Raw genomic sequence first — 21,886 nt, 5'->3', positions numbered from 1 at the left:
GTCGGTGTATTTCGAGGATGATTCGGGCGAAAGGCCGTCGAATTCTCGCGATTGGGAGAAAACTGAGGGGTTCAGCCGTCCTGAGCGGTGCTAAATCCTGCTCGGGTTTCAAAAGGGGACTCGATGGCAATGAACAACGGGAACTGGACCCGACCGGCAGCCATGGCCATACCCCGAGAGGGATACTTCCAACTCGAGCGCGGCCGCTACGGACCGGTCTACCCCAGGACGCCGGCCTGCTACGGGTTCTCGATCATCGCCAAGGTCAAGGAGGGCCGCGAAGAGGCCGTCCGCGCTTACGGCAAGCAGATCGAAGACGCGATCGCGAGCAGCCCCGACGTGCTCGCGCCGCTGCGGCTGCACTACCTGCGTTGGCTCCTGTTCGACGTCGGGTCCGGGCTGCACTTCCAGTACCAGGGAATCTTCGACACCGACTTCGACAAGTACACCGAGGATGCAGTGCAGCTGTTCAGCCAGACCGGCATCACGACGGTGTTCACCAACCTCGAGGGTTTCCCGGAGGACTGGAGGGAAAACCCCGACGCCTTCGTGAAATTCGTTCGCGATCATCAGGTTCCGAGCTTCCTCGAATACGGCGAGTACCCTTACGTCACCGCGGACGAGATCAAGAAAGCGCTCCGGTTGAAGGCCGCGTTCTCGACCATGCTCGACCAGATGCAGTAGCCTCCGGGCCCGCACAATGCTCGAACTCGATGACATTCAGCACATCCTGCTGACCCGGACACCAGCCATCACCGGGCGGTACGAGTTTCTCACCTTCGACACGCCGTCCGGCGGCCGGGCCTGGCTCACGGCGCTGCTCGACAAAGTGCAGTCCGCCGCCGACGTGCGCGCCACTCTGGGCTCCTCGGACCGGTGGGTGACGCTGGCCTTCACCTGGCAGGGTTTGCGGGCGCTGGGAGTGCCCGAGGACTCACTGGCCACCTTCCCCGACGCGTTCCGAGAGGGCATGGCGGCACGGTCGAATATCCTCGGCGACACCGGAGCGGCCGCCCCGGAGCATTGGCTCGGTGGGCTCGGCGGCGAGGACCTTCACGCGATCGCGATCTTGTTCTCCCGTACCGAGGAACAGTGTCGGCGTTCCATCGACGAGCACGACACGCTGCTCACGCGCACGGAAGGTGTGCGCAGCCTGTCCTACCTGGATCTGAACGCAGCCCCGCCATTCAATTACGCGCACGACCACTTCGGCTTCCGCGACCGGTTGTCCCAACCCGTGATCAAGGGCTCGGGCGAAGACCCAACGCCGGGCTCCGGAGATCCCTTGGCTCCGGGCGAATTCATCCTCGGATATCCCGATGAGAACGGGCCGGTCGTCGACCTCCCTGCGCCGGAGGCCCTTTCGCGCAACGGTAGCTACCTGGCCTATCGCCGGCTCGAGGAACACGTCGCCTTGTTCCGGGACTACCTCAAGGAGAACTCCCCCGACCCGGGCGGCCGGGAACTGCTCGCCGCCAAGTTCATGGGCCGCTGGCGCAGTGGTGCGCCGCTGGTGCTCGCACCAGATGAGGACGACCCCGAACTGGGCGCCGATCCGATGCGCAACAACGACTTCAACTACAAGGAGATGGACCCGTTCGGGTACGCGTGCCCACTGGGTTCGCACGCCAGACGGCTCAACCCTCGCGACACTGCGCACTACATGAACCGGCGACGGATGATCCGTCGCGGCGCGACGTATGGTCCCGCGCTACCCGAAGGTGCGCCTGACGACGGCGTCGAGCGCGGCATAGCCGCGTTCATCATCTGTGCGGACCTGGTGCGACAGTTCGAGTTCGCACAGAACGTCTGGATCAACGACAAGACGTTCCATGAACTCGGCAACGAGCGTGACCCGATCTGCGGGACCCAGGACGGCACGCTCGACTTCACGGTTCCCAAGCGGCCCATCCGCAAGGTGCACAAAGGGATTCCGGCGTTCACCACCTTGCGGGGTGGCGGCTACTTCTTCTTACCCGGCATGGGCGGCCTGAGGTACCTGGCCGGACTGGGAGAGTCATCATGAGCACCACGGCACGCACCTACAACCAAGCGCACATCCCTCGCGAACGCGACGGGTGCCGACGCATCAGCATCTACTGGACATGGAGCTACCCGTGGGAAGCGCAGCGGGACCCGGGGCAGATGTACAACCGCTTCTCCACCATGACCGAAGTACGAAACGCGCTGTGGCCCAACTACGAGAGCGTCGAATACGACAAGGCACACTTCCTGCAGGGCATCGCTGGAACGCTCGAGCTGTTCCACCGCTCCACGTTGGCTTTTCAGGAGCTCGCCGAAGAAGCGACCGGTCACCCCGTCGCGGTGTTCCAGCGCATCGACCAGGCCGGCTACCGACTGCCGATCGACGGCCGGATTCTCGCGGACACCGACACCCTGATGGTGTTCGGGCTCGATCACCTTCTTTCCGCGCAGGACGCCCACCCGGAGGAGGTCCAGGCCATCGAAGGTTGGCTGCAGCGTGAGGGCACATGCTTACTGCTTGCGCCACACCACGACGTCGGCTTCACCGACGACTTCGACCAGCGAGCGATGGAATACGCCCATCACGGCGATCGGCTGGTGCCCCGCCAGCAGCGATTCGGCCAGTACACCCGGTCGCTGATGAAGGCCCTCGACGTACCGGTTCACAACACCTGGGGGCTGCGTCCCGCGGTGGTCGAGGGCACCGGAGAGATCGCGCCGTTGACGGGTTTCCGCGACCTCGACGCCGTCCGGCTGCTCGACAACGTCACCACCTTCAACTTCCATCCACACCTACCGCACTACGAACTGACCGCTGCCGAAGGGGACGGACTCCGGGTGCTGGGCCGCCAGCAGGTCGACCTGAACCGGCCACATCCCTTCACGGCGGGCGGCAACACCGAGTTCAATGCGCTGATCTGGATGCCGCCCTCGGGCACCCGCGCCGGCGACATCGTCGTCCTTGATTCCACGCATTTCACTACCCTCTTCGGCGGCACCGACAGCCTTCGCAATCTCTGGCACAACGTCGCGACGATGAGATAGAACTGTGGTTCCAGCCCGCGCAACGTGTTGGACTTCGAGCGAAAAATGCGCCGCCCGAGCCTATCTGGGTTGGTTCGGCACGCCGGGAAACAGCTGCACGTCCGGACCAGACGTCACATATCCCAGCTGTTTGGTCAGAAGGTGTGGTGCAAAGACAGCGCCGTAGAGGAGGTTTCCGACGACGATCACGGAGGCGATGGAGACGACGGCGGCTTGGACCCGCGTCTTCGACACCTTGTCGGCGAACATCTCGATCACATTTCGCCCCTGCGGATCCGTGCGGCCGAGCAGGTACGTGAACACCATCATCTGAATGCCCATCGCGATGGCGTCATAGATCGGGTACTGGTGCAGAGTCCCTTCGAACAGTCCGAGCCCGGGAATCACGTAGGCGTAGTAGAAGACGCCGAGCCGGGCACCGAGGCCGGCATTGAACAGCAAGGCCCAGCAGAAGCCCACGGCGAAGCCGACGATCAGGAGGGTGATCGGCGCGCGCCATCGAAATCGGACGCTCAGCCGTCGGCCGAGCGCGGCACCGACAACGGCTGGAATGCAGAAATAGCCGATGTAGCCCAGTGGGACCGACGACGGCAGCCCGCCCCAGGTCATGTTCAACGGCCACCAGGACGGCATGCGGGGAAGCGCGGGCGGGAACTGCGCGTACATCGCCCAGTCGTAGGGCGCCTCGATCCATGAGAACGAAATCGCCGAAATGCACAGCAGCAGTAGTGGGTGCAATCGGCCACGGCGAACGCTCAGATAGATTCCGGCGACGGTGAACCCGATGCCGCTGAGCCAGCCGAATGCGTTGGCCGCCGCAAGTAGCGGCGTCAGCTCGGTGTTCATCGGTCGCGATCGCCACCCGCGGCGCCGCGAGCTTCGGGATCGAAGTAGAAGACCAAGCCGAAGATCAGGACGATCAACCCGAACAGCGTTCCGAGCATGATGAGTTGGCCCACGGCCACACTCCTTCCGTACGACTGGTAATAGTGCACACTATTACAGTGGCGAGGTCAAGGACCGCTATCGTGATCACCGATGCCCCCGCGAGGTTCGCCCAAGAAGTCGGCCCAGTCCGCTGCGTCGCCGGCGGCGGTACGCCGGCCCCGCGGCGAGGCGCGCCGGCTCCTGCTCGACGCCGCCCGCGAACTTTTCGCTCGCCGGGACTACCGGGCCACGACGACCCGTGAGATCGCCGAGGCCGCCGGCGTGACCGAGTACCTTCTGTTCCGCCACTTCGGCTCCAAGGCCGGCCTGTTCCGCGAAGCGCTCGTGCTGCCGTTCACCGACTTCGTCGCCGACTTCGGCAAGACGTGGCAGGCCGTCGATCCCGAGGCGACCGACGAAGAGGAACTTTCGCGGCAGTTCGTCGGGCGCCTCTACGACGTTCTCGTCGACCACAAGGGTCTTCTGCTCACCCTCGTCGCATCCGACGGCCTTACTGACGAGGAGATCGAGGGCGCCGGCATCGCCGACATCAGGCGCGCGCTCGCCTTGCTCGGCCAGATCAGCGCAGAGGGTATGCACCTTCGCGGATTGCACTCGGGTCAACCGGATCTGCCGGCGCACTCGACCGTGGCGATGATCGTCGGGATGGTGGCATTGCGGTCGACGTTCTTCGGGAGCAAGCCGCCGGCGCGGGAGGCGATCGTCGACGAACTCGTCCAGGCGATCCTGCACGGCTTCCTGCACCGACCGTAGCTTTCGCCCCGCTTAACCGCCGGGCCCGTTGGGCCACTTCAGGAGTGACCCCGCGTCGACGCGGATCTGCTGGCCGGTTATGTAACGGCTGTCGTCACTGGCGAGGAACACCCCGAGATTCGCCATGTCCTCCGGCTCGATGTACGGAATCGGCATCGCCTGGAAGATCGAGAACAGCGGTTCGGCCTCCTCACGTGTCGGTTTCTTGCCCTCGGCGATGAGGTCGGGCCGGAAGACTCCGTACATGCCTTCGTTCTGCAGCAGATGTGTGTTGCAGTTCGTCGGATGGATCGCGTTGACGCGAATCATCCTCGGCGCCAGGTGCAGGCTCATCTCCTCGACGTACTCGATCACGACGCGCTTGCTCCACCCGTAGCCGGCGCCGCCCGGCCCCATGTCCGGGCTTGTGGTGGTACCTCGGATCATTCCCGCCGTGGATCCCGTCACGATGATCGATGCACCGTCGGGTAGATGCGGGATGGCCACCGCAACCGTGTTCATCACGCCCACCAGATCGACGTCGGACGCGTCGACGAACCCCATGGGATCGGGATTGCCCATGGCCATCGGCAGAATGCCCGCATTCGCCACGACGATGTCAATCCTGCCGAGATCGGCGACGCCCGCCTCGACGGCATCGCGCAGTTCGTGGCGCTCACGGACGTCGGCGACCCGCGCGACGATGCGCCGTCCGATCTCCTTGACCGCGCGCTCGGTTTCGGCGAGATCCTCGGGTGTGGCGAGCGGATACGGATTCGACGGGATGTCGCGGCAGATGTCGACCGCGATGATGTCGGCGCCCTCCTTCGCCATCGCGATCGCGTGCGCGCGGCCTTGACCACGCGCCGCACCGGTGATGAAAGCCACCTTGCCGTCGAGCTTTCCAGCCATTTCGCGCTCCTTTTCGCCCGCGTCAGGCGATCGGTGTGAAGGTGATGTGCAGTTCGCTGAGCCCACGCATGATGAACGTCGGCTCGTAGGTGTAACTGCGGTTGCCTGCCGGGCCGTGGTGCTCGGCGGAGATCGTGATATCGCTCATCCGGTCGAGGATCCTGTTCAACGAGATCCGTCCTTCGGCGCGAGCCAGCGGCGCTCCGGGGCAGCTGTGCACCCCCCGGATGAAAGCGATCTGCTCCCGCACATTCGGGCGGTCCGCCCGGAACGTATTGGGGTCGGGGAACTTCCGTTCATCGCGGTTGCAGGCCCCCGGCAGCAGCATGACCGTCGTCCCCGCAGGCACCTCGACATCGCCGACCTTCGTCGTCGTGCGCGCCATCCGGAAGTGCGACTTCACCGGGCTTTCCATCCGCAGCGTCTCTTCCAGGAATGCCGGGATCTTGCTGCGGTCGTCGCGCAGCTCCACCTCGAATCCCTCGTTGTCACCGATGAATCGGACTGCCGAGCTGACCAGCTTCGTCGTTGTCTCGGTGCCTGCAGCGAACAGAAAGGTCGACAGATTCATGACATCCTCGATGTCGGGCGTCGACCCGTCTTCGTGCTTGGCCTGTGCGAGCTCGGTCAGTACGTCCTCGCGCGGTGAGCGTCTTCGGTCTTCGATATAGGTGTAGAACTTGTCGTTGAGCCACTGCAGCGGATTGTGGGACGTGGGCGCATCCTTGCCCAACTCACCGACGGTCTCGAGCGCGAACACCGCCTTGAACTCGTCGTGATCCTCCTGTGGCACACCGAGCAGGTCGGCGATGACCAAGAGGGAGAACGGTTTTGCGTAATCGCCGAGGAACTCACAACCGCCCTTTTCAATGAACTTGTCGAGTTGTTGATCGGCCAGGCGCCACATGAAGTCCTCGTTCTCCTTGAGGCGCTTAGGTGTGATCAGCTTGTTCAGCAAGCCGCGCGTGCGGGTGTGCAGCGGTGGATCCTGTGACGTGATGTGTTCGGCCATCGGCACGGCGTCGCGATGCTTCTCGATCAGCTCCGTGACGTCGTCGGTTTCGCCGGGCCCGAAGGGCATACCGGAGAACGGCCCGGCGACCGACACGCACGACGAGAACGCCGGGTCTTTGTAGACAGCCAGCGCCTCGTCATAACCGGTGACGGCCAGCACATTGAACGGGGTGGCCCTGGCCACCGGACATTTCGATCGCAGATGGTCGAAGTAGGGGTACGGGTCGGGCACAAGGGATTCATCGGTGAAGAAGTCCACGGTCTCGAAGTCGGTCACGAAGTGCTCCTCACCGATGTCGAATCGCCGGCTCGGCCAGCCGGGTCGAAGACAACCGGAACGGAAGTCGGCGAGCGGAACGCCTGACCGCGGATGTACGGGTCTTCGGCGTCGGGGTCCAAACGCAGATTCGGCAGGCGGTCGAACAACAGGTTGAGCGCCACGCGCATCTCGAGCCGGGCCAGATGCATGCCGAGGCAGACGTGAACGCCGTGGCCCCAACCGATGTTGGCCTTGGCCTCGCGGAAGATGTCGAACCGGTCGGGGTCGGGGAAGCGTTCCTCCTGCCGGTTCGCCGCGCCGAGCACCGGCATGACCGACGACCCTTCGGGAATCTGCACGCCGCCCAGTTCAGTGTCGCGGTTTGCCACGCGGGTGATCATGATCAGCGGAGGTTCCCACCGGACGCCTTCTTCGATCGCCTGCGGAATCAGCGAGCGATCGTTGCGGACCGCCTCGAGCTGTTCGGGGTTTGACAGCAGGGCGAACAGGAGATTGCCCAGCGACCGGTAGGTCGTCTCGACACCGGCGGGCAACAGTAGGCGGAGGAAAGAGAAGATCTCCTCGTCCGAGAGCTTCTCCCCGTCGATCTCCGCCGCCGCCAGCCCGCTGATCAGGTCGTCGCGCGGTTCCTCGCGGCGCGCGACGAGAATCGGGGCGAAGTACTCCGCCAGCGCGTGCGAGGCTTCGCGGCCACGTTCGGGATTCACGGTGAACGACAGCAGCGAGATCGACCACTTCTGGAACTGCGCGTAATCCTTCTGGGGAAGACCGAGCAACCCGGCGATGATCAGCGTCGGATACGGGAAGGTGAATTCCTTGACCAGATCCGCGCTGCCGCGGTCCGCGAAGCGGTCGATCAGCGCGTTGCCGATCGTGGTCACCAGCTCACCTTCCCAGCGCGCCAACGCCTTCTGGGAGAACGCTTTTGCCACCAGCGCCCGATGCCTGCCGTGCACGGGTTCATCCATGCCGAGCATCACATACTTGCCGAAAACGTCGCCGAACGCCTGAATGATGATCGAGGACGAGAACGTCTCGTTGTCCCGAAGCATCTGCTGCGCCTCTTCATAGCGGTACACCATGACGATGGGCTTGCCCTCTTGCCCGGGAATACCCGGGATCTCGATCTTCTGGATCGGCTCTTCCCGGCGCAGCCTCGCAAGTTCGGTATACGGATCGCGGACATCGCCGGACACGAAGTCGTCGAACTCCCCGAAGTCCTCGAGATCATCGAATAGCTGGTGCACGAAATCCTCCTTCGGGTCCTGTTGTTCCTCGCGCGAGCGCTCGTCAGCAGGCCGGGTAAGCGACGGACTTGATCTCGGTGTACTGGTCGAAACCGGCAACACCGTTCTGCCGACCGACACCGCTCGCCTTGTACCCGCCGAACGGGGTATCGGCGCCGTATCCGGCTGTGCCGTTCAAACCGATGAAACCTGCGCGTAGCCGCTTCGCCACGGAAAGCGCACGGTCCAGACTGCCCGCCATGACATTGCCGGCCAGACCGAACGGGCTGTCGTTGGCGATGCGTACCGCATCGTCCTCGTCGTCGTAAGGGATCACCGACAGCACGGGCCCGAAGATTTCCTCCTGAGCGATGGTCATCGAATTGTCCACACCGACGAAAAGTGTTGGTTTGACGAAGAATCCCTTCTCCATACCCTCGGGAGACTCGGCGCCGCCGACAAGCAGGGTCGCCCCTTCGTCGATCCCCTTCTGGATGTAGCCCCGAATGCGACTGCGTTGTTTGTCTGAGATGACGGGGCCGCACAAGGTCGCCGGATCCTGTGGATCGCCGGCCGCGACACCTTCGTAGATGCCCCTGAGGATCTCGACGCCCTCGTCGTATCGGGTCCGCGGAAGCAGCAAGCGGGTCGGGTTGGCACACCCCTGGCCGGCATGCATACACGGGGCGATACCCATCATGCAGCCGACCGCGAAATCAGCGTCCTCCAGAACGATGGTGGCGGACTTGCCGCCGAGTTCCAGGAACAGGCGCTTCATCGTCGCGGCACCCTTTTCCATGATCCGCTGCCCGACCACCGTCGATCCGGTGAACGAGATCAGGTCGACCTTCGGTGACAGGGTGAGTTCCTCACCGACGAAATGATCCGAAGCGGTGACGACGTTGACGACACCTGGTGGGATATCGGTGCTCTCGGCGATCAACCTGCCCAGCCGGGTGGCGTTGTACGGCGTGTTCGGTGCCGGCTTGAGAACGACGGTGCACCCTGTTCCCAGAGCCTGGCCGATCTTCTGGATGGTCACCTCGAACGGGAAGTTCCACGGCACGATCGCCCCGACCACACCGACGGGCTCGCGCCATACCTTGCGGGTGGTGTTGACGCCGGTGACCGACACCACGGTGTCGCCGAGTGAGGTCTCCCAGGGGTATTCGTCGATCAGCCTGGCGGGGTATCTCAGCGCATCCGAAAGCGGTGCATCCAGCGCAGGACCGTGGGTGATGGCTCGTGGGCACCCGACCTCGAGAATGAGTTCCTCGCGAAGCTCCTCCTGCTCGGCTTCCAGCGCCTCCTGCAATTGCAGCAGGCACCGTTGCCGGAACGCGTGATTCGTGGCCCAGTCCGTCTCGTCGAACGCACGTCGGGCCGCGTCGATCGCGCGGTGCATATCGGCCTTCGACGCGTCGGCGACCTCGCCGAGCACTTCCTCGGTCGCGGGGTTTATGTTGGTGAACGTGCCCGCGCGTCCATCGACGAGCTTGCCGTCGATCATCATCTTCGCTTCGAAACGGACTGCTGGTGTGTCAGCCACCGATGCTGCCTCCTGGCCGTAGTGCGCCGAACCGCGGGATGCCCATCATCAGCCGGGTCATCTGATGCAAGCCGGCCGAGGGAAGTATTCTGTTGGCGATCAACAGCATTCGCGCATCAGGCCCGACCGCCGTCTTGACGAACGGTTTCCTGCTGTCGAGCGCCTTCGCCAAGCCCGCGGCGAACTTATCCGGAGACCGGGCGGCCATCCGCATCGCGGCGCGTCCCCGTTTGTCCATGGTCTGATGGTGGCGGGCGTACGGGCCGTCGAGGTCACGACAGTCGGTGGTGCCCGCGTCGGTGATGATCTCGGTGTCGTAGGTGCCCGTGACGATGATCGTCACGCCGATGCCGAACGGTGCCACCTCTCCCGCCATCGACTCGCCCCACCTCTCGAGGGCGCCCTTGACCGCGGAATACGGCGCGGTGGCAGGCATTCCGCGCACGCCGCCCTGACTGGACACCAGCACGATTCGCCCGGCCCCGGCCGCCCGCATCGACGGCAGCAGCTCCTTGGTCAACAGCACGGGCCCGAAGATGTTGGTGGCGAACATCCGCTGCCATAGATCGGTCGGCGTCTCCTCGACCATGCCCGCCGCGGAAATGCCCGCGTTGTGCACCAAAGCGTATGGCGCACCGACGGCTTCCTGGATGGCCGCCGCGGCCGCGGTAATCGATGCCGGGACGGTGAGGTCCACGGGAACGCAGATCAGGCGTGGGTCATCCTCGCCCGCGCCGGTCGCCTCGCGAAGCGCCTTGATGCCGGTGTCGGCCGATCGCATTGCGGCGACGACGCGCCACCCCTGTCGGTGGAGGTGCGTCGCGGACGCGAAGCCAAGACCCCTCGACGCGCCGGTGATGACGACGCTGCGCGGTTCAGCCATCGGGGGTATCCGGTGCACAGCGGTCGCTCCTTGACCCCAACTCGACATCGGGCCTGCCGTCGGGTTGCATGCTCATCCACGTCGACCAGATACCGACCGAATAGGGGCCTGGGTGGCCGTTCTCCTCGTAGAAGCCCTGCGGGTCATAGACTTTGGCCTCTGGGTACGGCCAAGGGCAGGCGACAGAGGTGGAGACGCGCGTCCACTTGAGAATCGCAAAACCGGTGCCGTACGCGAAGTAGGCCAGGTTGATGATCACGAACATCACCACGAACATGCCCAACGCCGGGCGGCCGGCGAAGATGCGAGCGCGCTGAGCCAGTTTCTCGGCGACGGTGCGCCCGGTGTCGTCGCGGTAGAGCAGCACACCGGCGGGAACCATCACGAACGTCACCATCACCGTTTCCCAGATGAATGGGAACTGGTACGTCTCACCGACAAACACCGAACCGAACGGGGGAACCTGCGAGTAGATGTAGAAGCCCGTGCGCACCAACGTGATCTCCAACATCGCGTCGATGAGGATGCCGAGGGGCAGGATCAGCAAGGCCATGCTGATCAGCGGATGACGCCACACGAACGCCTCCGGGCCACGCTTGGCCTGCAATTTGCGCAGAATCCAGATAGCCGGGAAGTACGGTCCCAGATAGAACATGATGTAGCCGATCACCAGGAACGGTTCCACCGTGGGCGAGATCGACACCAGCGGCCAGTCTTCGGGCCAGTGCCACAACTCGGGGTTGTACACCGCGAACGGCGACCAGTTCATGATCGGGTCCTGCCAGACGATCAACGTCGTGACGATGCCCATCAGCAGCACGGGGTGAGCGCCATAGCGGCGCCAGGCCACCACGTACACGACGATGATGATCGACATCGAGATGATCGTGAAGATCTGGAACAGGTCGAGCCAGTTGTCATAGCCGAACAGAGGCTCGACCGGGCGCGGCGCCCCTTCGACGGCGGGATTGCGAATGCGGGGTGACACCGCGCCTTGGCGCGCGTTGACCGCGATCAGAACAAGCAGTACGAGGGCGACGGCGATCCACACCGCCGCCTGCCACGAGCCGCGTTTCTCCTCAGCCGCAGGCCTTTCCGGCGCCGGCGTTGTTTCCTGCGTTGCCATCGGCGATCACTCCTCACCGAATCGATCGACGAGATGGGAGTTGACGCCGTCGGCGTCGAGCCGACGGGCGACGAGGTAGCCGGCGCCCATCCATGCGCGTCGTGTCCAGTTGCCGAACGACACCCGGGTGCCGGGCGCCCCCGCCGCGGCGGGCATCATCTTCACCCGCTCCAGCGCTTCTTTCACTCCGCGCGGACTCAACGGATGAGCGTCGGTGCAGGCGCGAAGCAACGCGGTCGCGACATCGCAGTTCACCACCGGCACGCAATATTCGGGGCGGCGACCGAACTTCTGTTGGTACTTGTCGAGGAAGCGCTGGCCGACCGGATTTCCCTCGTCGTACTGGTCGACACCGGTCCAGCCCATGAACGCGTTCCACATGATCGGGTTGATCCACGCGTTCTGGAACGCGGTGCTCGTGAACCGCGGCGGATCCCAACCCAGCTCCTCGAGTGCGGGATTGACGAAGACGATGCCGAACCCGAACCCCGCGTGCACGATGGCCTGAGCCTTGGCCTCGTGAAGCGTTCGCACCGCCTCGGACACATCCTGCGCGGTCTGCGCGATCGCCGCTTCGGCGACGATACGGATGCCCTTACGACGACACGCCCTTCGGAAATTCTTGACATACGTCTCCCCGACCAGCGACTGCTCCATGAGGACACCGACTTCGAAGTGCCCACCCTTGGCGAGCAGGTCCGCCCAGAAGATCGGTTCGTCGGTCAGCGACCCCTGCGGGAACGAGAAGGTCCACTCGCCGAGCCACGCGTCGCTGCCCGTCACGCTGAGCGCAGGCACCTTGAACCGGTCCTCGATCGCCTCCCGCGTCGGAACACAGTTGTCGGTGATGTGCGGGCCGAAGACCGCGAGACACCCCTCGTCGACCAGCTCGCCGTATGCGTCGATGACCGCCTTGACCGATCCCTTCGGCAGTCCTTCCACTTCTTTGTAAATGATCTGGATCGGCCGGTCGATCACGCCCTCTTCGACGGCATCGGCGAAGATCAACTCGAAGGGGTTCGACAGATCCTCCTTCATCTCCTGCGGATACAGATCCGGGAGCTTGAAGTCCATCAGGTAGCCGAACTTGATCGGCTCTGCGCTGCTCTCGTACGACATGCAACCTCCGTTGGCGTGCAGCTTCGCGGTGCCGAATGGAACCTAAAATTTGTTCAGACACTATCGAGACTGCGCCTCAGCGTCAATCACCGAGATTCGGACTGTTCGCCGAGGTAGACGTCGATCATCTCGACCAGCCCGCGCGCCACGGTTGAGTCGTCGGTCAGCGGGCCCGCTATCGCGGCCCGCGCGGCATCATGAGGACTCAGTCCGGCCGCGATCAGCCGGCCCGCCGCGATCAGCACGCGCGTGGAGGCCACTTCTCGCAATCCCCCGGTTTCCAACCGTCGGATCGCCTGACCGAGTCGTACCAGTTCCGCCGCGCGTTCGAAGTCGATACCGGCCTCGGTGGCGAGGATCTTCTCCTCGACGTCAGGCGCGGGGAAGCCGAACTCGATGGCGACCATCCGCTGACGCGTCGAGTCCTTGAGGTCTTTGAGCACGCTCTGATATCCGGGGTTGTACGAAACCACCAGGCAGAAGCCCGGAGCGGCGGCCAACGTGACGCCCAACCGCTCGATCGGAAGCTGGCGGCGGTGATCGGCCAGTGGGTGCAGCACGACCGTGGTGTCCTGCCGAGCTTCCACCACTTCGTCGAGGTAACAAATGGCGCCTTCGCGAACCGCATGCGTCAGCGGGCCGTCCACCCATTCGGTCTCACCGCCACGCAATAGGAAGCGGCCCACGAGGTCGGCGGTGGTCAGGTCGTCATGGCACGCGACCGTGACGAGAGGCCGATCCAGATCGTGGGCCATCGCCTCGACGAACCGGGTCTTACCGCAACCCGTGGGCCCCTTCAATACGACGGACAGCCCTTGGTGGTACGCGGCCTTGAAGACCTGTTCCTCGTTCGCGACGGGCACGTAGTACGGCCTGGCCGGACTCGGTGGGGGTTTCACCGGCATCGTTTCCTCCTCGCGAGGCTTCGCAGGCAATGTAGCGCGGAACAGAAGTTTGGTTCAAGGCTGGCGCGTGGTCATGCGGCCCGCCGGAGGTCCGCAGTGCGCAACGCTGCGCGGAACAATGGTCCGATCACCTCCGCGAGTTGTCTCGGTTTGGGAATCGACGCGTGTGCTGCGCTGCCGAAGACCTTGCGAAGCTCGCCCGTGTCGGTGGCCGCGCCGATGGTCAGGCACAGACAACCGATGCCCTGCCGCCGCGCTTCGGCAAGCGCGCGACGCGCGTCGGCGGCGCCGTACACCCGTTCGTATCCGTGGTCGTAGGCAAGTCCGTCGGACAGCACGACGAGCAGGCGGCGCTTGGTGCCCGCCTTGCCGGCGATCACCGAGGTGCCGTGGCGGATCGCCGCGCCCAGCCTGGAGTACGCGCCCGGCTGTAAGCCCTGCAGTCGCTGCATCACCTGTGCGTTCATCGGGTCGTCAAATCTCTTGACCGGCAACAGATTCACCGACGCGCGGCCCTGCGACCGGAACGCGTAGAGCGCAACGCGGTCGCCGAGTTCGTGCAGCGCGATCGTCAGCGCGGCCGCAGCTGCCCGCTGTTGCTGGTGAATGTTCTCGCCGAACGTACCGACTTCGCCTGCTGAACCCGAGACGTCGAGCAGGACGAGTACGGCGAGATCACGACGGCGGCGCAGGCTGTCGACGTAGACGGCCTCGGCAGGGGCCGAGCCGGCCAGCAATTCGACCCTGGCCTCGACCGCCGCGTCGACGTCGATGTCATCGCCCTGCGACTGACGGTGATGTCTGTCCAGACCGATTCCCAACCGGGTCAACGGCCGCCGCAGTGCGTGCACGTCGGGGCGCGGTAGGGCTCTGAGGCCGTCGGCGAGTGGTTCGATCTCGTGCACGGTGCACCAGTCCCGCCGATAGCGCTTACGGTGTACGTCCCATTCGGGATAGCTGTGCCCGCCGGTTCCGTTGTCCCCGGCGTCCACGGAATCCGACAACGCGGCCGCGACCGAGGTCACCGCACCCGAGCCACGTATGCCCTTCGCGGATCGGTGGGTCGGTGTGTCCGCACCCGGCGGGCCGCCGCCACTGAGCTGACGGACACGGCTCATCAAGCGCTGCAACAACTTTCCCGCGACTCCGCCTCCCCCGACCGGACTGGAGAACGGATCCATCACGTCCTGGCCGTCCTCGGCGGCCTCGTCGAGTTCGGCGAGCTCCTTGCGTGCCTCTTTGCGGGGCACGTGCGCGGTGTGCGCCTCGGTATGAGACGTCGGCGTGGCCAACAGCCTGCGTGCCTTGATGGCGCCGAAACTCGCGGGCGGATCGGCGATTCCAGTGTCCTCTGCCGCAAGGGCCAGCGACGCCTCCGGAGAGGCGGAGCGTGTCGCCGTCTCGAAGTCGATCAGCCGGCGCACGGACCGCGGCAGCAGTTCGTCGTTGGCCGACAGGGCGCGCTGGCCCTCGATCGTTAGGTATCTCCGGGCCAGACCCGTCCGCCGAACAAGCTTGCGCACCAGAGCCGGATCGAGGCTGCCGCCCGCCAGAAGGCAGGCCTGGACTGCCACTGATTGGAGTTGTTCGGAAGGGGTCGCGGCACCGTCGAGGAAGATCGTGACGCCGTCGGTCCAAGCGCGTTCCCCGCGTTCACCATCGGCGACCGCGACGGTGCGGCCGGCCAGTGCGGACGCCAGCAGCGCGAGCCGATGCGGGCCGCCGCCATCGGCCGTTGCCTCTGCCTGTTCCACGCCACACCCTTCTTGACCAAATATCTGTTCCACCGTAGAGTCCGGCATCACCGCCAGTCAATGACCGGAGGACCGATTGATCGACTTCGATGGCCAGGTCGCCGTGGTGACCGGCGCAGGCCGTGGCCTCGGCCGCGTATACGCGCTCGAGTTGGCAAGGCGGGGAGCGTCAGTCGTGGTCAACGATGTGGGCGGCACCATGGCAGGTGACGGCGAGGACAGCACGATCGCCGATCAGGTCGTCGAGGAAATCACGGCTGGGGGCGGGGTGGCCGTCGCGTCACACGACTCGGTGGACAGCGCCGAAGGTGGCGAAGCGATCGTGCGTACTGCCGTGGAAACGTTCGGCCGGCTCGATGCGGTGATCAGCAATGCCGGAATCTTCAACGCCGTTCCGTTCGACGAACTGACGCCCGATGAGTGGCGGCGCATGCTGCGGGTCCATCTCGATGGCGGCTTCTACCTCGCCCAGCCCGCCTACCGGATGATGAAGGCGCAGGGCTACGGCCGGTTCGTGTTCATCGCGTCGTCGGCGGGCATGTTCGGACAGCATCTGGAAGCGCACTACGCGGCGGCCAAGGCCGGGATCGTAGGCTTGGCCAACGTGATCGCGCTGGAAGGTGAACCACACGGGATCCGTGCGAACACCGTGTTGCCCTTCGGCCTCTCGCGGATGATCACCGAAACACTCGGCGATCCGAAAGCCCTCGAGGACAACGGTTTCTTCGCGGCCATCCGCCCCGAACTGGTGGCCCCCATCGTGGTGTTCCTCGCCAGCCGGGCATGCGACTTCGGCCACCAGAATTTCTCCGCATGTGCGGGCCGGTTCGCCCGCGTGTTCGTCGGGTTGAGCGATGGTTGGCTGGCACCGCGGGACACCGATCCGACGGTCGACGACATCGCCGAGCATTTCGCACAAGTGTCCGCAACGGAGCCGTTCATCATTCCCGGATCGATCTACGACGAGGTCTTCGCAGTCACCCACCGCCTTGGCATGACCTAACCTTTGTTCTGCCCAACCTTGGTGCTCTGCGATACCCCGGTCAACAACCCGGTGCAACCGGTCTACCGGGGCTTTTACCGTGCGCACGGCGCGGCGTCGACCGAGCTTCTGGTAGCGTCTACCAAACATCTGGTCGGGGCGACCAAACCGATGACGGGAGACGGTTCCTTGGAGGTGCTGTGGGGCGTCCACGCGTGACGCCGAAGGCCGACCTCGCCGCTCACGCCGGCCACTCGTACGACGACGGAACCCGCCGTACCGAGATCCTGCACACCGCGGCGTCCCTGATCGCCACCTCCGGGCTGAGGACTTCGCTTCAGGAGATCGCCGATGCCGCAGGCATCCTGCCGGGCAGTCTCTACCACCATTTCGAGTCCAAGGAAGCAATCCTCGTCGAGTTGCTCAGGCGCTACCACGCCGACTTGGACCGCATCGCCGAACAGGCGCAGCGCCGCCTGGACGATCCGACGTCGCTGTCCGCCTTCGACCGCCTCGTCGACCTCGGCTCGGCGATTGCACAGTGCGCGGTGACCCACCGTGCGGCGCTGCAGATGACGTTCTACGAGGGACCGTCGTCCAATCCCGAACTGACCGCGCTGGCGCGGCAGCGCCCGACCGCGATCCTGCAGGCGATGCTGCAGACCCTGCGCGCTGCGAGATGGAGCGGGTATGTCCGGGCGGACGTGGACCTGCCGGTGCTCGCCGACCGCATAGTCCAGACGATGCTGCAGGTCGGCCTCGACGTCATCCGGCACAAGGCAAGTGCGGACAGGGCGGCCACTCTGCTGTGTCGGATCCTGCTGGAGGGTCTGGCCACGGCACCCATCACAGACGCGGCGTTGGATGCCTCCCCCGCTTTCGTCGCGGCCGATGAGGTTGTGCGGTCCTGGGAAGAAATCGACGACCCCGACGACAAGGGTGCGCACATCCGTGCCGTGGCCCGGGCGGAGTTCGGACGCAGGGGCTATGAGGTGACCACGATCAGAGACATCGCCTCGGCGGCGGGTCTGGGCACCGGGACGGTCTACCGGCTGATCGGTTCGAAAGACCAGTTGTTGGTCTCGATCATGCGGTCGTTCGGTGAACGGGTCGCCCAGGGCTGGACGAGCGTGCTCGGTTCGAGTTCCTCTCCCGTCGAGAAGATCGATGCGCTGTCGTGGATCAACACCAACGTGCTGGACCGCTTCGGGGACGAGTTCCGCATCCAGTTGGCGTGGATGCGTCAGTCACCGCCGGATACGCCCAATCCCGGCTGGCTCTTCACAAAACGCGTCAAGCAGATGAAAGCACTTCTGGCCGAAGGCATTCGCTCCGGCGAGATCAAAATCGACAGCCCGTCGAACGAGATGCTCGCCCGCGCGGTGATCGGCGTCGGGTGGATTCCGGAGAACATCCTGCACGACTTGGGGACGCGTGCATCGCAGATTCACATCCGCGACACGCTGTTGCGGGGAGTGACCAACCGCGACAACTGATCAGCCGACGGTAATTGGGAGCTTGCCCCAGCCCCGCACGCTCGAGGTGTGCGCCATCGCGGCATTCTCGTAGTCGACCTCCCACTCGGGCCACCGGCTGAGCAGTTCTTCCAGTGCGACCCTGGCCTGCATGCGGGCCAGTGAGGAGCCCAGGCAGAAATGCAATCCCTGTCCGAACGACAGATGTGGCCCGGTGCGGTGAATGTCGAAGCTCTCACCATCGGAGTAGTGCCGCTCGTCGCGGTTGGCTGATCCGTTGAGCAGTAACATGATCGAACCTTCGGCGATTGTCTGTCCGTGTACTTCGGTGTCCTGAGCGACATAGCGTGCCTGCACCGGGGAGGGCGACTCGTAGCGCAGCACCTCCTCGATCGCCCGTGGGATCAACGAGAAGTCCTCGACGAGTTCTCTCCGTTGGTCCGGATGCTGGGCGAGGAGCTGAGCGATGAAGCCGATAAGGCGTGTGGTCGTTTCGTTGCCCGCCCCGGCGATCATGCTGGTGTAGGTCAGGACTTCGATGCGGGTGAGCGGACGAAGCTCTCCGTCCTCCTCGACCTCCGCGTTGAGCAGTTGCGTCATCAGGTCGTCCGACGGATGCTCGGCGCGCCATTCGATGTAGTCGGCGAAGAGCTGATACGCATTCTCGAAGGTGGCGGCCGACACAGCCTGGAAGTTGCCGTCCTTCAATCCGATCGAGGCGTCGGTGTTGTCCCGGATCTGCTGCTGTCCGTGTTCGGGTATGCCCAGCAGGTAGCCGATCGTGCGCATCGGGATCAGGGCCCCGAAATCGCCGATCACGTCGAACTGCCTGGCGCCCGCCAGTGAATCAAGCGCCCGGACACAGAACTGACGAGTCAGCGGCTCGATGGCCTCCATCCGCCGCGGCGTGAAGACCTTGGACAGCACCCGCCGATGGAGATCGTGAAGCGGCGGGTCTTCGAAGAGGATGACGCCGGGCGGCACGTCGACACCGCTCTTGATGACGTCCATCGTGGTGCCCTTGCCCGACCGGTACGTATCCCAGTTGTGCAGTTCGCGAGCCACGTCCTCATAGCGACTCAGTGCGTAGAAGTCATACTTCTCGTTGTAATACAGCGGCGCTTCGTCCCGCATCCGCTTCCAGATCGGGTACGGATCGTCGTCGATCGCGAAATCGAACGGGTCGTAGTACAGGTCGACGGTGTGCGCGCCGGTCATCGGATCGTCCCTCGGGTCGTCAATTCGAAAACTCCTTTGTGAATCAATCGAATGCGTGGCGCGGCAGCGTGTTCGGCAGGTCCAATGAGCTCAGCAGGCCTGACGGAGCCTCCACGACATAGGGAATGGCATTGACCACCCGCATCGCGGTGGCGGTCATCGCCGCGTGGCCCGCGGCGTGCCCCTGCCGCGCCCCCAAGTTCATCGCGCAATGGATGTCGGGTTCGCCCTCGATGTCGACGCGGTATGTCGCGTCGAACTCTGAAGTGGGCCAGTCCGGCGCGACGTCGCGAGCCATCCGGATGATGTGCTCGACGATGATGGCTTCGCGGCCGTTGACCACTCCGGCCGCCCGCGTGCTGACCGCGCCGCAGGTGCCCGCCCTGATCGTGCCGAAGGCCACCTCGATGTCACGATGGGTGCGGCGGCGGTCCAGTGTCCCCCGGACCTCCTCGACCTCGACACCCAGTCCAGCGGCCATCAGGAAGATCGGCGCTCGCCATGCCATCTCGATGAAACCCGGTGTCTTCAAAAGCGGTTCGAAGTCGAGTGCGTGACCGAAGCCCATGCCGTTCATCATCACGTCGGCCACGGAATAGTGATCGTTGAGCGCGACCTCGGTGACCTTGAGGCAGCGGATCTTCTTCGACTGAGTCGCGAGCGACAGCGCGAGCTCGTCCGAGCCGAACCCAGGAAAGATGCCCGACGCATAGAACGACGCGTCACCCAACCTGGCCGCCTCTTCCATCTGGGCACGCCACTCGGGCGAGTAGTACGCCGGCGGGTACACCAGGGTGGTCGACGATGTCGACACGACGTTGATCCCCGCCTCGAGCAATGCCAGATAATCGGGCACGGCTCCCGCGTCGCGTTCGGGGCCGCTCGCGGCGTACACGACACAGTCGGGTTGTAGCGCGACGAGCGCGGACCGGTCGTTGGTGGCTGTCACCCCGATCGGGTCGATACCGGCGAGAACACCTGCGTCTTTGCCGACTTTCGCCTCCGAATGCACCCATACCCCAACGAGTTCCATGTCGGGTCTGCCGCGGATCGCGTCGATGGCGATCGATCCGACGCCGCCCGTCGACCAGACCACGGTTCGCAGCGGAGATGTCACAGGTCCTCCTCTCGCTCACGCACGCTCGGACGCCATCACAGCGCGTTCCAGATAGGGCCACGCGACATCGGGTGGGACACCGCCGCAAAGCGGCAGAAGCGGCAGCGGCTTGCCGCCCCGGACATATGCGGCGGCCTCGTCCACGGTCACGATCCGGTATGGACCCTGTGGATTCCGCAGTGCGGCGACGGTGTCGACTCGCGAGATGCTGGCCACCGAGTCGTCGCCGTGTCGGTATGACGCCGCCGTAACCGCGTCGTGCAGCAGATGTGGTCCAAGCTCGGCCCACGCGGCATCCACATCGTCGGCGACGAACACCGTTGTGGGCGCACCGGGTTCCGGAAACTGCGTCACGCCCGGCTCGTGCCCGTTGGCGCGGCACTCCGCTTCATAGAACTCCTTCAGTGCCGACGACGCGGTCTGCGCGATGAAGCCCAGCCCGTGCCTCGCCGCACGCCGCGCTGCGGCTTTGCTGCCGCCGGCGACGAGCATGAGCGGACCACCGACCGTGACGGGCGCCGGTGTGACCTGGATACGCCTGCCCTCGCGATCGACCGGCTCACCGGCGAGCAGCAGGCGAACAAGCGCCAGCGACTCATCGGCCAACTTGCCGCGCCCGGCCATGCCGACGCCGAAATGCTCGTATTCCTCGGCGCGGTGTCCGATGCCGAAGGCATACGACACACGCCCCTTGCTGATGATGTCCAGGACGCTGATCTCCTCCGCCAGCCGCACCGGGTCCCAGAAGGTGATCGGCACAGCCGCCAGCAGTATCGCGAGCTGTCGGGTGCGGGCAGCGATCGCGGACGCGAGGATGAGCGGGACCGGCAGGTGGCCGTCGTCGGCGCCGTGATGCTCGGACAACACCGCGATCAGCGCACCGCGCGTCTCCGTCCATGCGCACATGTCGATGGCCGCTGCGTACAGGTCGCTCACGGGTGCGCCGCGCACCGGGGCGCGCATGTCGAACCGCAAGGTGAACATCAGCGCTGAATCAGGTTCGGAGGGCTCACGCCGACCGACTATAACCTAATTTTTGTTCTCCTTTGATGATAATAGTGAATGCTATTCTATGCTCGGGTTCTCGGCGAGGATGCCCTCGATCGCATCTCCTGAAGGAGGATCGATGACCGCGGCACGCGTTCAGCCCACGCGGGTAAGGGTGAACGGCATCTCGATGTCGAGCACTTTGTTGAATCCGCAGGCACCACTGGGCCCTTCGGTCTTGTCCCACCCGACGAACTTGTTGGGGTCCTGCGGATAGCCGAGCCAGAACACCCACGCCTGCTTGCCTGGGTAGGCCGTACCGTCGATGCACGGCTCCCAGTCCGGGACCGTCCTGCTGACCTTCCACCGGCCGCTCATGTACACCAGATCGGCGCTCCAGCCCTGATCGCTCACCACCCGGCCGGTGCAGTCCTGATACGTCGTACACGTCGAGGTGATGGTCCACGTCTGCGTGACGCTAGCCTCGTCGTGACGCGAATCGTTGGTCGTCGCCCACCGGCCGTCGGAGAACGCGGTGAAGACGCCGTTGATCGCGACCTCGTTCTGCGCCCGCGCGGGCGGCGCGCAGTGAACCGCCGCGATCACTGCCGCCGCAATCGCCATCGCCC

20 protein-coding genes are annotated in these 21,886 nt (G+C 64.7%); 6 read left to right on the top strand and 14 right to left on the bottom strand.

Annotated features, from left to right (window positions below; translation table 11 throughout):
* Positions 1-129: 129 nt before the first annotated feature.
* The 3 genes from AU188_RS14665 to AU188_RS14655 are packed head-to-tail and all read left to right on the top strand — an operon-like array spanning position 130 to position 3,030.
* Entirely contained in the window at positions 130-684 is a 555-nt protein-coding gene (locus tag AU188_RS14665; protein WP_059164427.1) for a hypothetical protein, read from the top strand.
* Positions 685-700: 16 nt separating this feature from the next.
* On the top strand, positions 701-2,026 hold the full coding sequence (locus tag AU188_RS14660; RefSeq protein ID WP_059164426.1) for a Dyp-type peroxidase: 1,326 nt from the start codon (positions 701-703) through the stop codon (positions 2,024-2,026).
* Entirely contained in the window at positions 2,023-3,030 is a 1,008-nt protein-coding gene (locus AU188_RS14655; RefSeq protein ID WP_059164425.1) for a hypothetical protein, read from the top strand. The genes AU188_RS14660 and AU188_RS14655 overlap by 4 nt, the downstream gene beginning before the upstream one ends.
* 60 nt (positions 3,031-3,090) lie before the next feature.
* On the opposite strand, the gene AU188_RS14650 is transcribed toward AU188_RS14655, so the two are convergent.
* Positions 3,091-3,876 (bottom strand): spirocyclase AveC family protein, encoded by a 786-nt coding sequence (locus tag AU188_RS14650; protein ID WP_059164424.1) that lies wholly within the window; start codon positions 3,874-3,876, stop codon positions 3,091-3,093.
* 192 nt (positions 3,877-4,068) lie between these two features.
* On the opposite strand from AU188_RS14650, the gene AU188_RS14645 reads away from it, so the two are divergent.
* Positions 4,069-4,731, top strand: a complete 663-nt coding sequence (locus AU188_RS14645; RefSeq protein ID WP_059164423.1) for a TetR/AcrR family transcriptional regulator — start codon at positions 4,069-4,071, stop codon at positions 4,729-4,731.
* A 12-nt stretch (positions 4,732-4,743) separates the two neighbouring features.
* Here AU188_RS14645 and AU188_RS14640 read toward each other — a convergent pair whose 3' ends face one another.
* From AU188_RS14640 to AU188_RS14600, 9 genes are all read right to left on the bottom strand, one after another.
* On the bottom strand, positions 4,744-5,622 hold the full coding sequence (locus AU188_RS14640; protein WP_059164422.1) for a mycofactocin-coupled SDR family oxidoreductase: 879 nt from the start codon (positions 5,620-5,622) through the stop codon (positions 4,744-4,746).
* Between the two features lie 22 nt (positions 5,623-5,644).
* The gene (locus AU188_RS14635) at positions 5,645-6,913 is read right to left on the bottom strand and encodes a cytochrome P450 (RefSeq protein ID WP_059164421.1); all 1,269 of its coding nucleotides are present in this window, start codon (positions 6,911-6,913) and stop codon (positions 5,645-5,647) included.
* The gene (locus AU188_RS14630) at positions 6,910-8,163 is read right to left on the bottom strand and encodes a cytochrome P450 (RefSeq protein ID WP_059164420.1); all 1,254 of its coding nucleotides are present in this window, start codon (positions 8,161-8,163) and stop codon (positions 6,910-6,912) included. The genes AU188_RS14635 and AU188_RS14630 overlap by 4 nt, the downstream gene beginning before the upstream one ends.
* 43 nt (positions 8,164-8,206) lie before the next feature.
* Entirely contained in the window at positions 8,207-9,655 is a 1,449-nt protein-coding gene (locus tag AU188_RS14625; protein WP_059164743.1) for an aldehyde dehydrogenase family protein, read from the bottom strand.
* Positions 9,656-9,683: 28 nt separating this feature from the next.
* Complete coding sequence (locus AU188_RS14620; protein WP_059164419.1) at positions 9,684-10,574, bottom strand: SDR family oxidoreductase; 891 nt, start codon at positions 10,572-10,574, stop codon at positions 9,684-9,686.
* On the bottom strand, positions 10,567-11,700 hold the full coding sequence (locus tag AU188_RS14615; protein WP_059164418.1) for a spirocyclase AveC family protein: 1,134 nt from the start codon (positions 11,698-11,700) through the stop codon (positions 10,567-10,569). Before AU188_RS14615 ends, AU188_RS14620 begins: the two co-directional genes overlap by 8 nt.
* Before the next feature lie 6 nt (positions 11,701-11,706).
* Entirely contained in the window at positions 11,707-12,819 is a 1,113-nt protein-coding gene (locus AU188_RS14610; protein ID WP_059164417.1) for an ABC transporter substrate-binding protein, read from the bottom strand.
* Positions 12,820-12,905: 86 nt separating this feature from the next.
* Positions 12,906-13,724, bottom strand: coding sequence for a CbbQ/NirQ/NorQ/GpvN family protein (locus AU188_RS14605; RefSeq protein ID WP_059164416.1), 819 nt, complete (start codon positions 13,722-13,724; stop codon positions 12,906-12,908).
* 71 nt (positions 13,725-13,795) lie between these two features.
* Positions 13,796-15,526 (bottom strand): VWA domain-containing protein, encoded by a 1,731-nt coding sequence (locus AU188_RS14600; protein WP_082686638.1) that lies wholly within the window; start codon positions 15,524-15,526, stop codon positions 13,796-13,798.
* Between the two features lie 28 nt (positions 15,527-15,554).
* Here AU188_RS14600 and AU188_RS14595 point away from each other — a divergent pair, with 28 nt between their 5' ends.
* Positions 15,555-16,481 (top strand): SDR family NAD(P)-dependent oxidoreductase, encoded by a 927-nt coding sequence (locus AU188_RS14595; protein WP_059164414.1) that lies wholly within the window; start codon positions 15,555-15,557, stop codon positions 16,479-16,481.
* A 179-nt stretch (positions 16,482-16,660) separates the two neighbouring features.
* A complete protein-coding gene (locus AU188_RS14590) occupies positions 16,661-17,956 on the top strand; it encodes a TetR/AcrR family transcriptional regulator (protein WP_059164413.1) in 1,296 nt (431 codons plus the stop codon).
* Here AU188_RS14590 and AU188_RS14585 read toward each other — a convergent pair whose 3' ends face one another.
* The 4 genes from AU188_RS14585 to AU188_RS14570 all read right to left on the bottom strand — a co-directional run bounded on the left by AU188_RS14585 (position 17,957) and on the right by AU188_RS14570 (position 21,881).
* Positions 17,957-19,153 (bottom strand): cytochrome P450, encoded by a 1,197-nt coding sequence (locus tag AU188_RS14585; RefSeq protein WP_059164412.1) that lies wholly within the window; start codon positions 19,151-19,153, stop codon positions 17,957-17,959.
* A 43-nt stretch (positions 19,154-19,196) separates the two neighbouring features.
* On the bottom strand, positions 19,197-20,270 hold the full coding sequence (locus AU188_RS14580; protein WP_059164411.1) for an NAD(P)H-dependent amine dehydrogenase family protein: 1,074 nt from the start codon (positions 20,268-20,270) through the stop codon (positions 19,197-19,199).
* A gap of 15 nt (positions 20,271-20,285) precedes the next feature.
* Positions 20,286-21,254, bottom strand: coding sequence for an LLM class flavin-dependent oxidoreductase (locus tag AU188_RS14575; protein WP_059164410.1), 969 nt, complete (start codon positions 21,252-21,254; stop codon positions 20,286-20,288).
* Positions 21,255-21,413: 159 nt separating this feature from the next.
* Positions 21,414-21,881 (bottom strand): Rv2253/PknI dimerization domain-containing protein, encoded by a 468-nt coding sequence (locus AU188_RS14570; protein ID WP_286137480.1) that lies wholly within the window; start codon positions 21,879-21,881, stop codon positions 21,414-21,416.
* Positions 21,882-21,886 lie beyond the last annotated feature (5 nt).

It is taken from the genome of Mycobacterium sp. IS-3022 (assembly GCF_001500065.1).
Classification (GTDB): domain Bacteria; phylum Actinomycetota; class Actinomycetes; order Mycobacteriales; family Mycobacteriaceae; genus Mycobacterium.
Note: the sequence above shows the minus strand (reverse complement) of the source record. Positions and strands in the feature narration are given on the sequence as shown.

What these genes read in the sequence shown, in the direction of transcription:
- AU188_RS14665 (WP_059164427.1), top strand. Translation starts at nt 130, where the DNA reads ATGAACAACGGGAACTGGACCCGACCGGCAGCCATGGCCATACCCCGA.
- AU188_RS14660 (WP_059164426.1), top strand. Translation starts at nt 701, where the DNA reads ATGCTCGAACTCGATGACATTCAGCACATCCTGCTGACCCGGACACCA.
- AU188_RS14655 (WP_059164425.1), top strand. Translation starts at nt 2,023, where the DNA reads ATGAGCACCACGGCACGCACCTACAACCAAGCGCACATCCCTCGCGAA.
- AU188_RS14650 (WP_059164424.1), bottom strand. Translation starts at nt 3,876, where the DNA reads ATGAACACCGAGCTGACGCCGCTACTTGCGGCGGCCAACGCATTCGGC.
- AU188_RS14645 (WP_059164423.1), top strand. Translation starts at nt 4,069, where the DNA reads ATGCCCCCGCGAGGTTCGCCCAAGAAGTCGGCCCAGTCCGCTGCGTCG.
- AU188_RS14640 (WP_059164422.1), bottom strand. Translation starts at nt 5,622, where the DNA reads ATGGCTGGAAAGCTCGACGGCAAGGTGGCTTTCATCACCGGTGCGGCG.
- AU188_RS14625 (WP_059164743.1), bottom strand. Translation starts at nt 9,655, where the DNA reads ATGATGATCGACGGCAAGCTCGTCGATGGACGCGCGGGCACGTTCACC.
- AU188_RS14620 (WP_059164419.1), bottom strand. Translation starts at nt 10,574, where the DNA reads ATGGCTGAACCGCGCAGCGTCGTCATCACCGGCGCGTCGAGGGGTCTT.
- AU188_RS14615 (WP_059164418.1), bottom strand. Translation starts at nt 11,700, where the DNA reads ATGGCAACGCAGGAAACAACGCCGGCGCCGGAAAGGCCTGCGGCTGAG.
- AU188_RS14610 (WP_059164417.1), bottom strand. Translation starts at nt 12,819, where the DNA reads ATGTCGTACGAGAGCAGCGCAGAGCCGATCAAGTTCGGCTACCTGATG.
- AU188_RS14605 (WP_059164416.1), bottom strand. Translation starts at nt 13,724, where the DNA reads ATGCCGGTGAAACCCCCACCGAGTCCGGCCAGGCCGTACTACGTGCCC.
- AU188_RS14600 (WP_082686638.1), bottom strand. Translation starts at nt 15,526, where the DNA reads ATGCCGGACTCTACGGTGGAACAGATATTTGGTCAAGAAGGGTGTGGC.
- AU188_RS14585 (WP_059164412.1), bottom strand. Translation starts at nt 19,153, where the DNA reads ATGACCGGCGCGCACACCGTCGACCTGTACTACGACCCGTTCGATTTC.
- AU188_RS14575 (WP_059164410.1), bottom strand. Translation starts at nt 21,254, where the DNA reads ATGTTCACCTTGCGGTTCGACATGCGCGCCCCGGTGCGCGGCGCACCC.
- AU188_RS14570 (WP_286137480.1), bottom strand. Translation starts at nt 21,881, where the DNA reads ATGGCGATTGCGGCGGCAGTGATCGCGGCGGTTCACTGCGCGCCGCCC.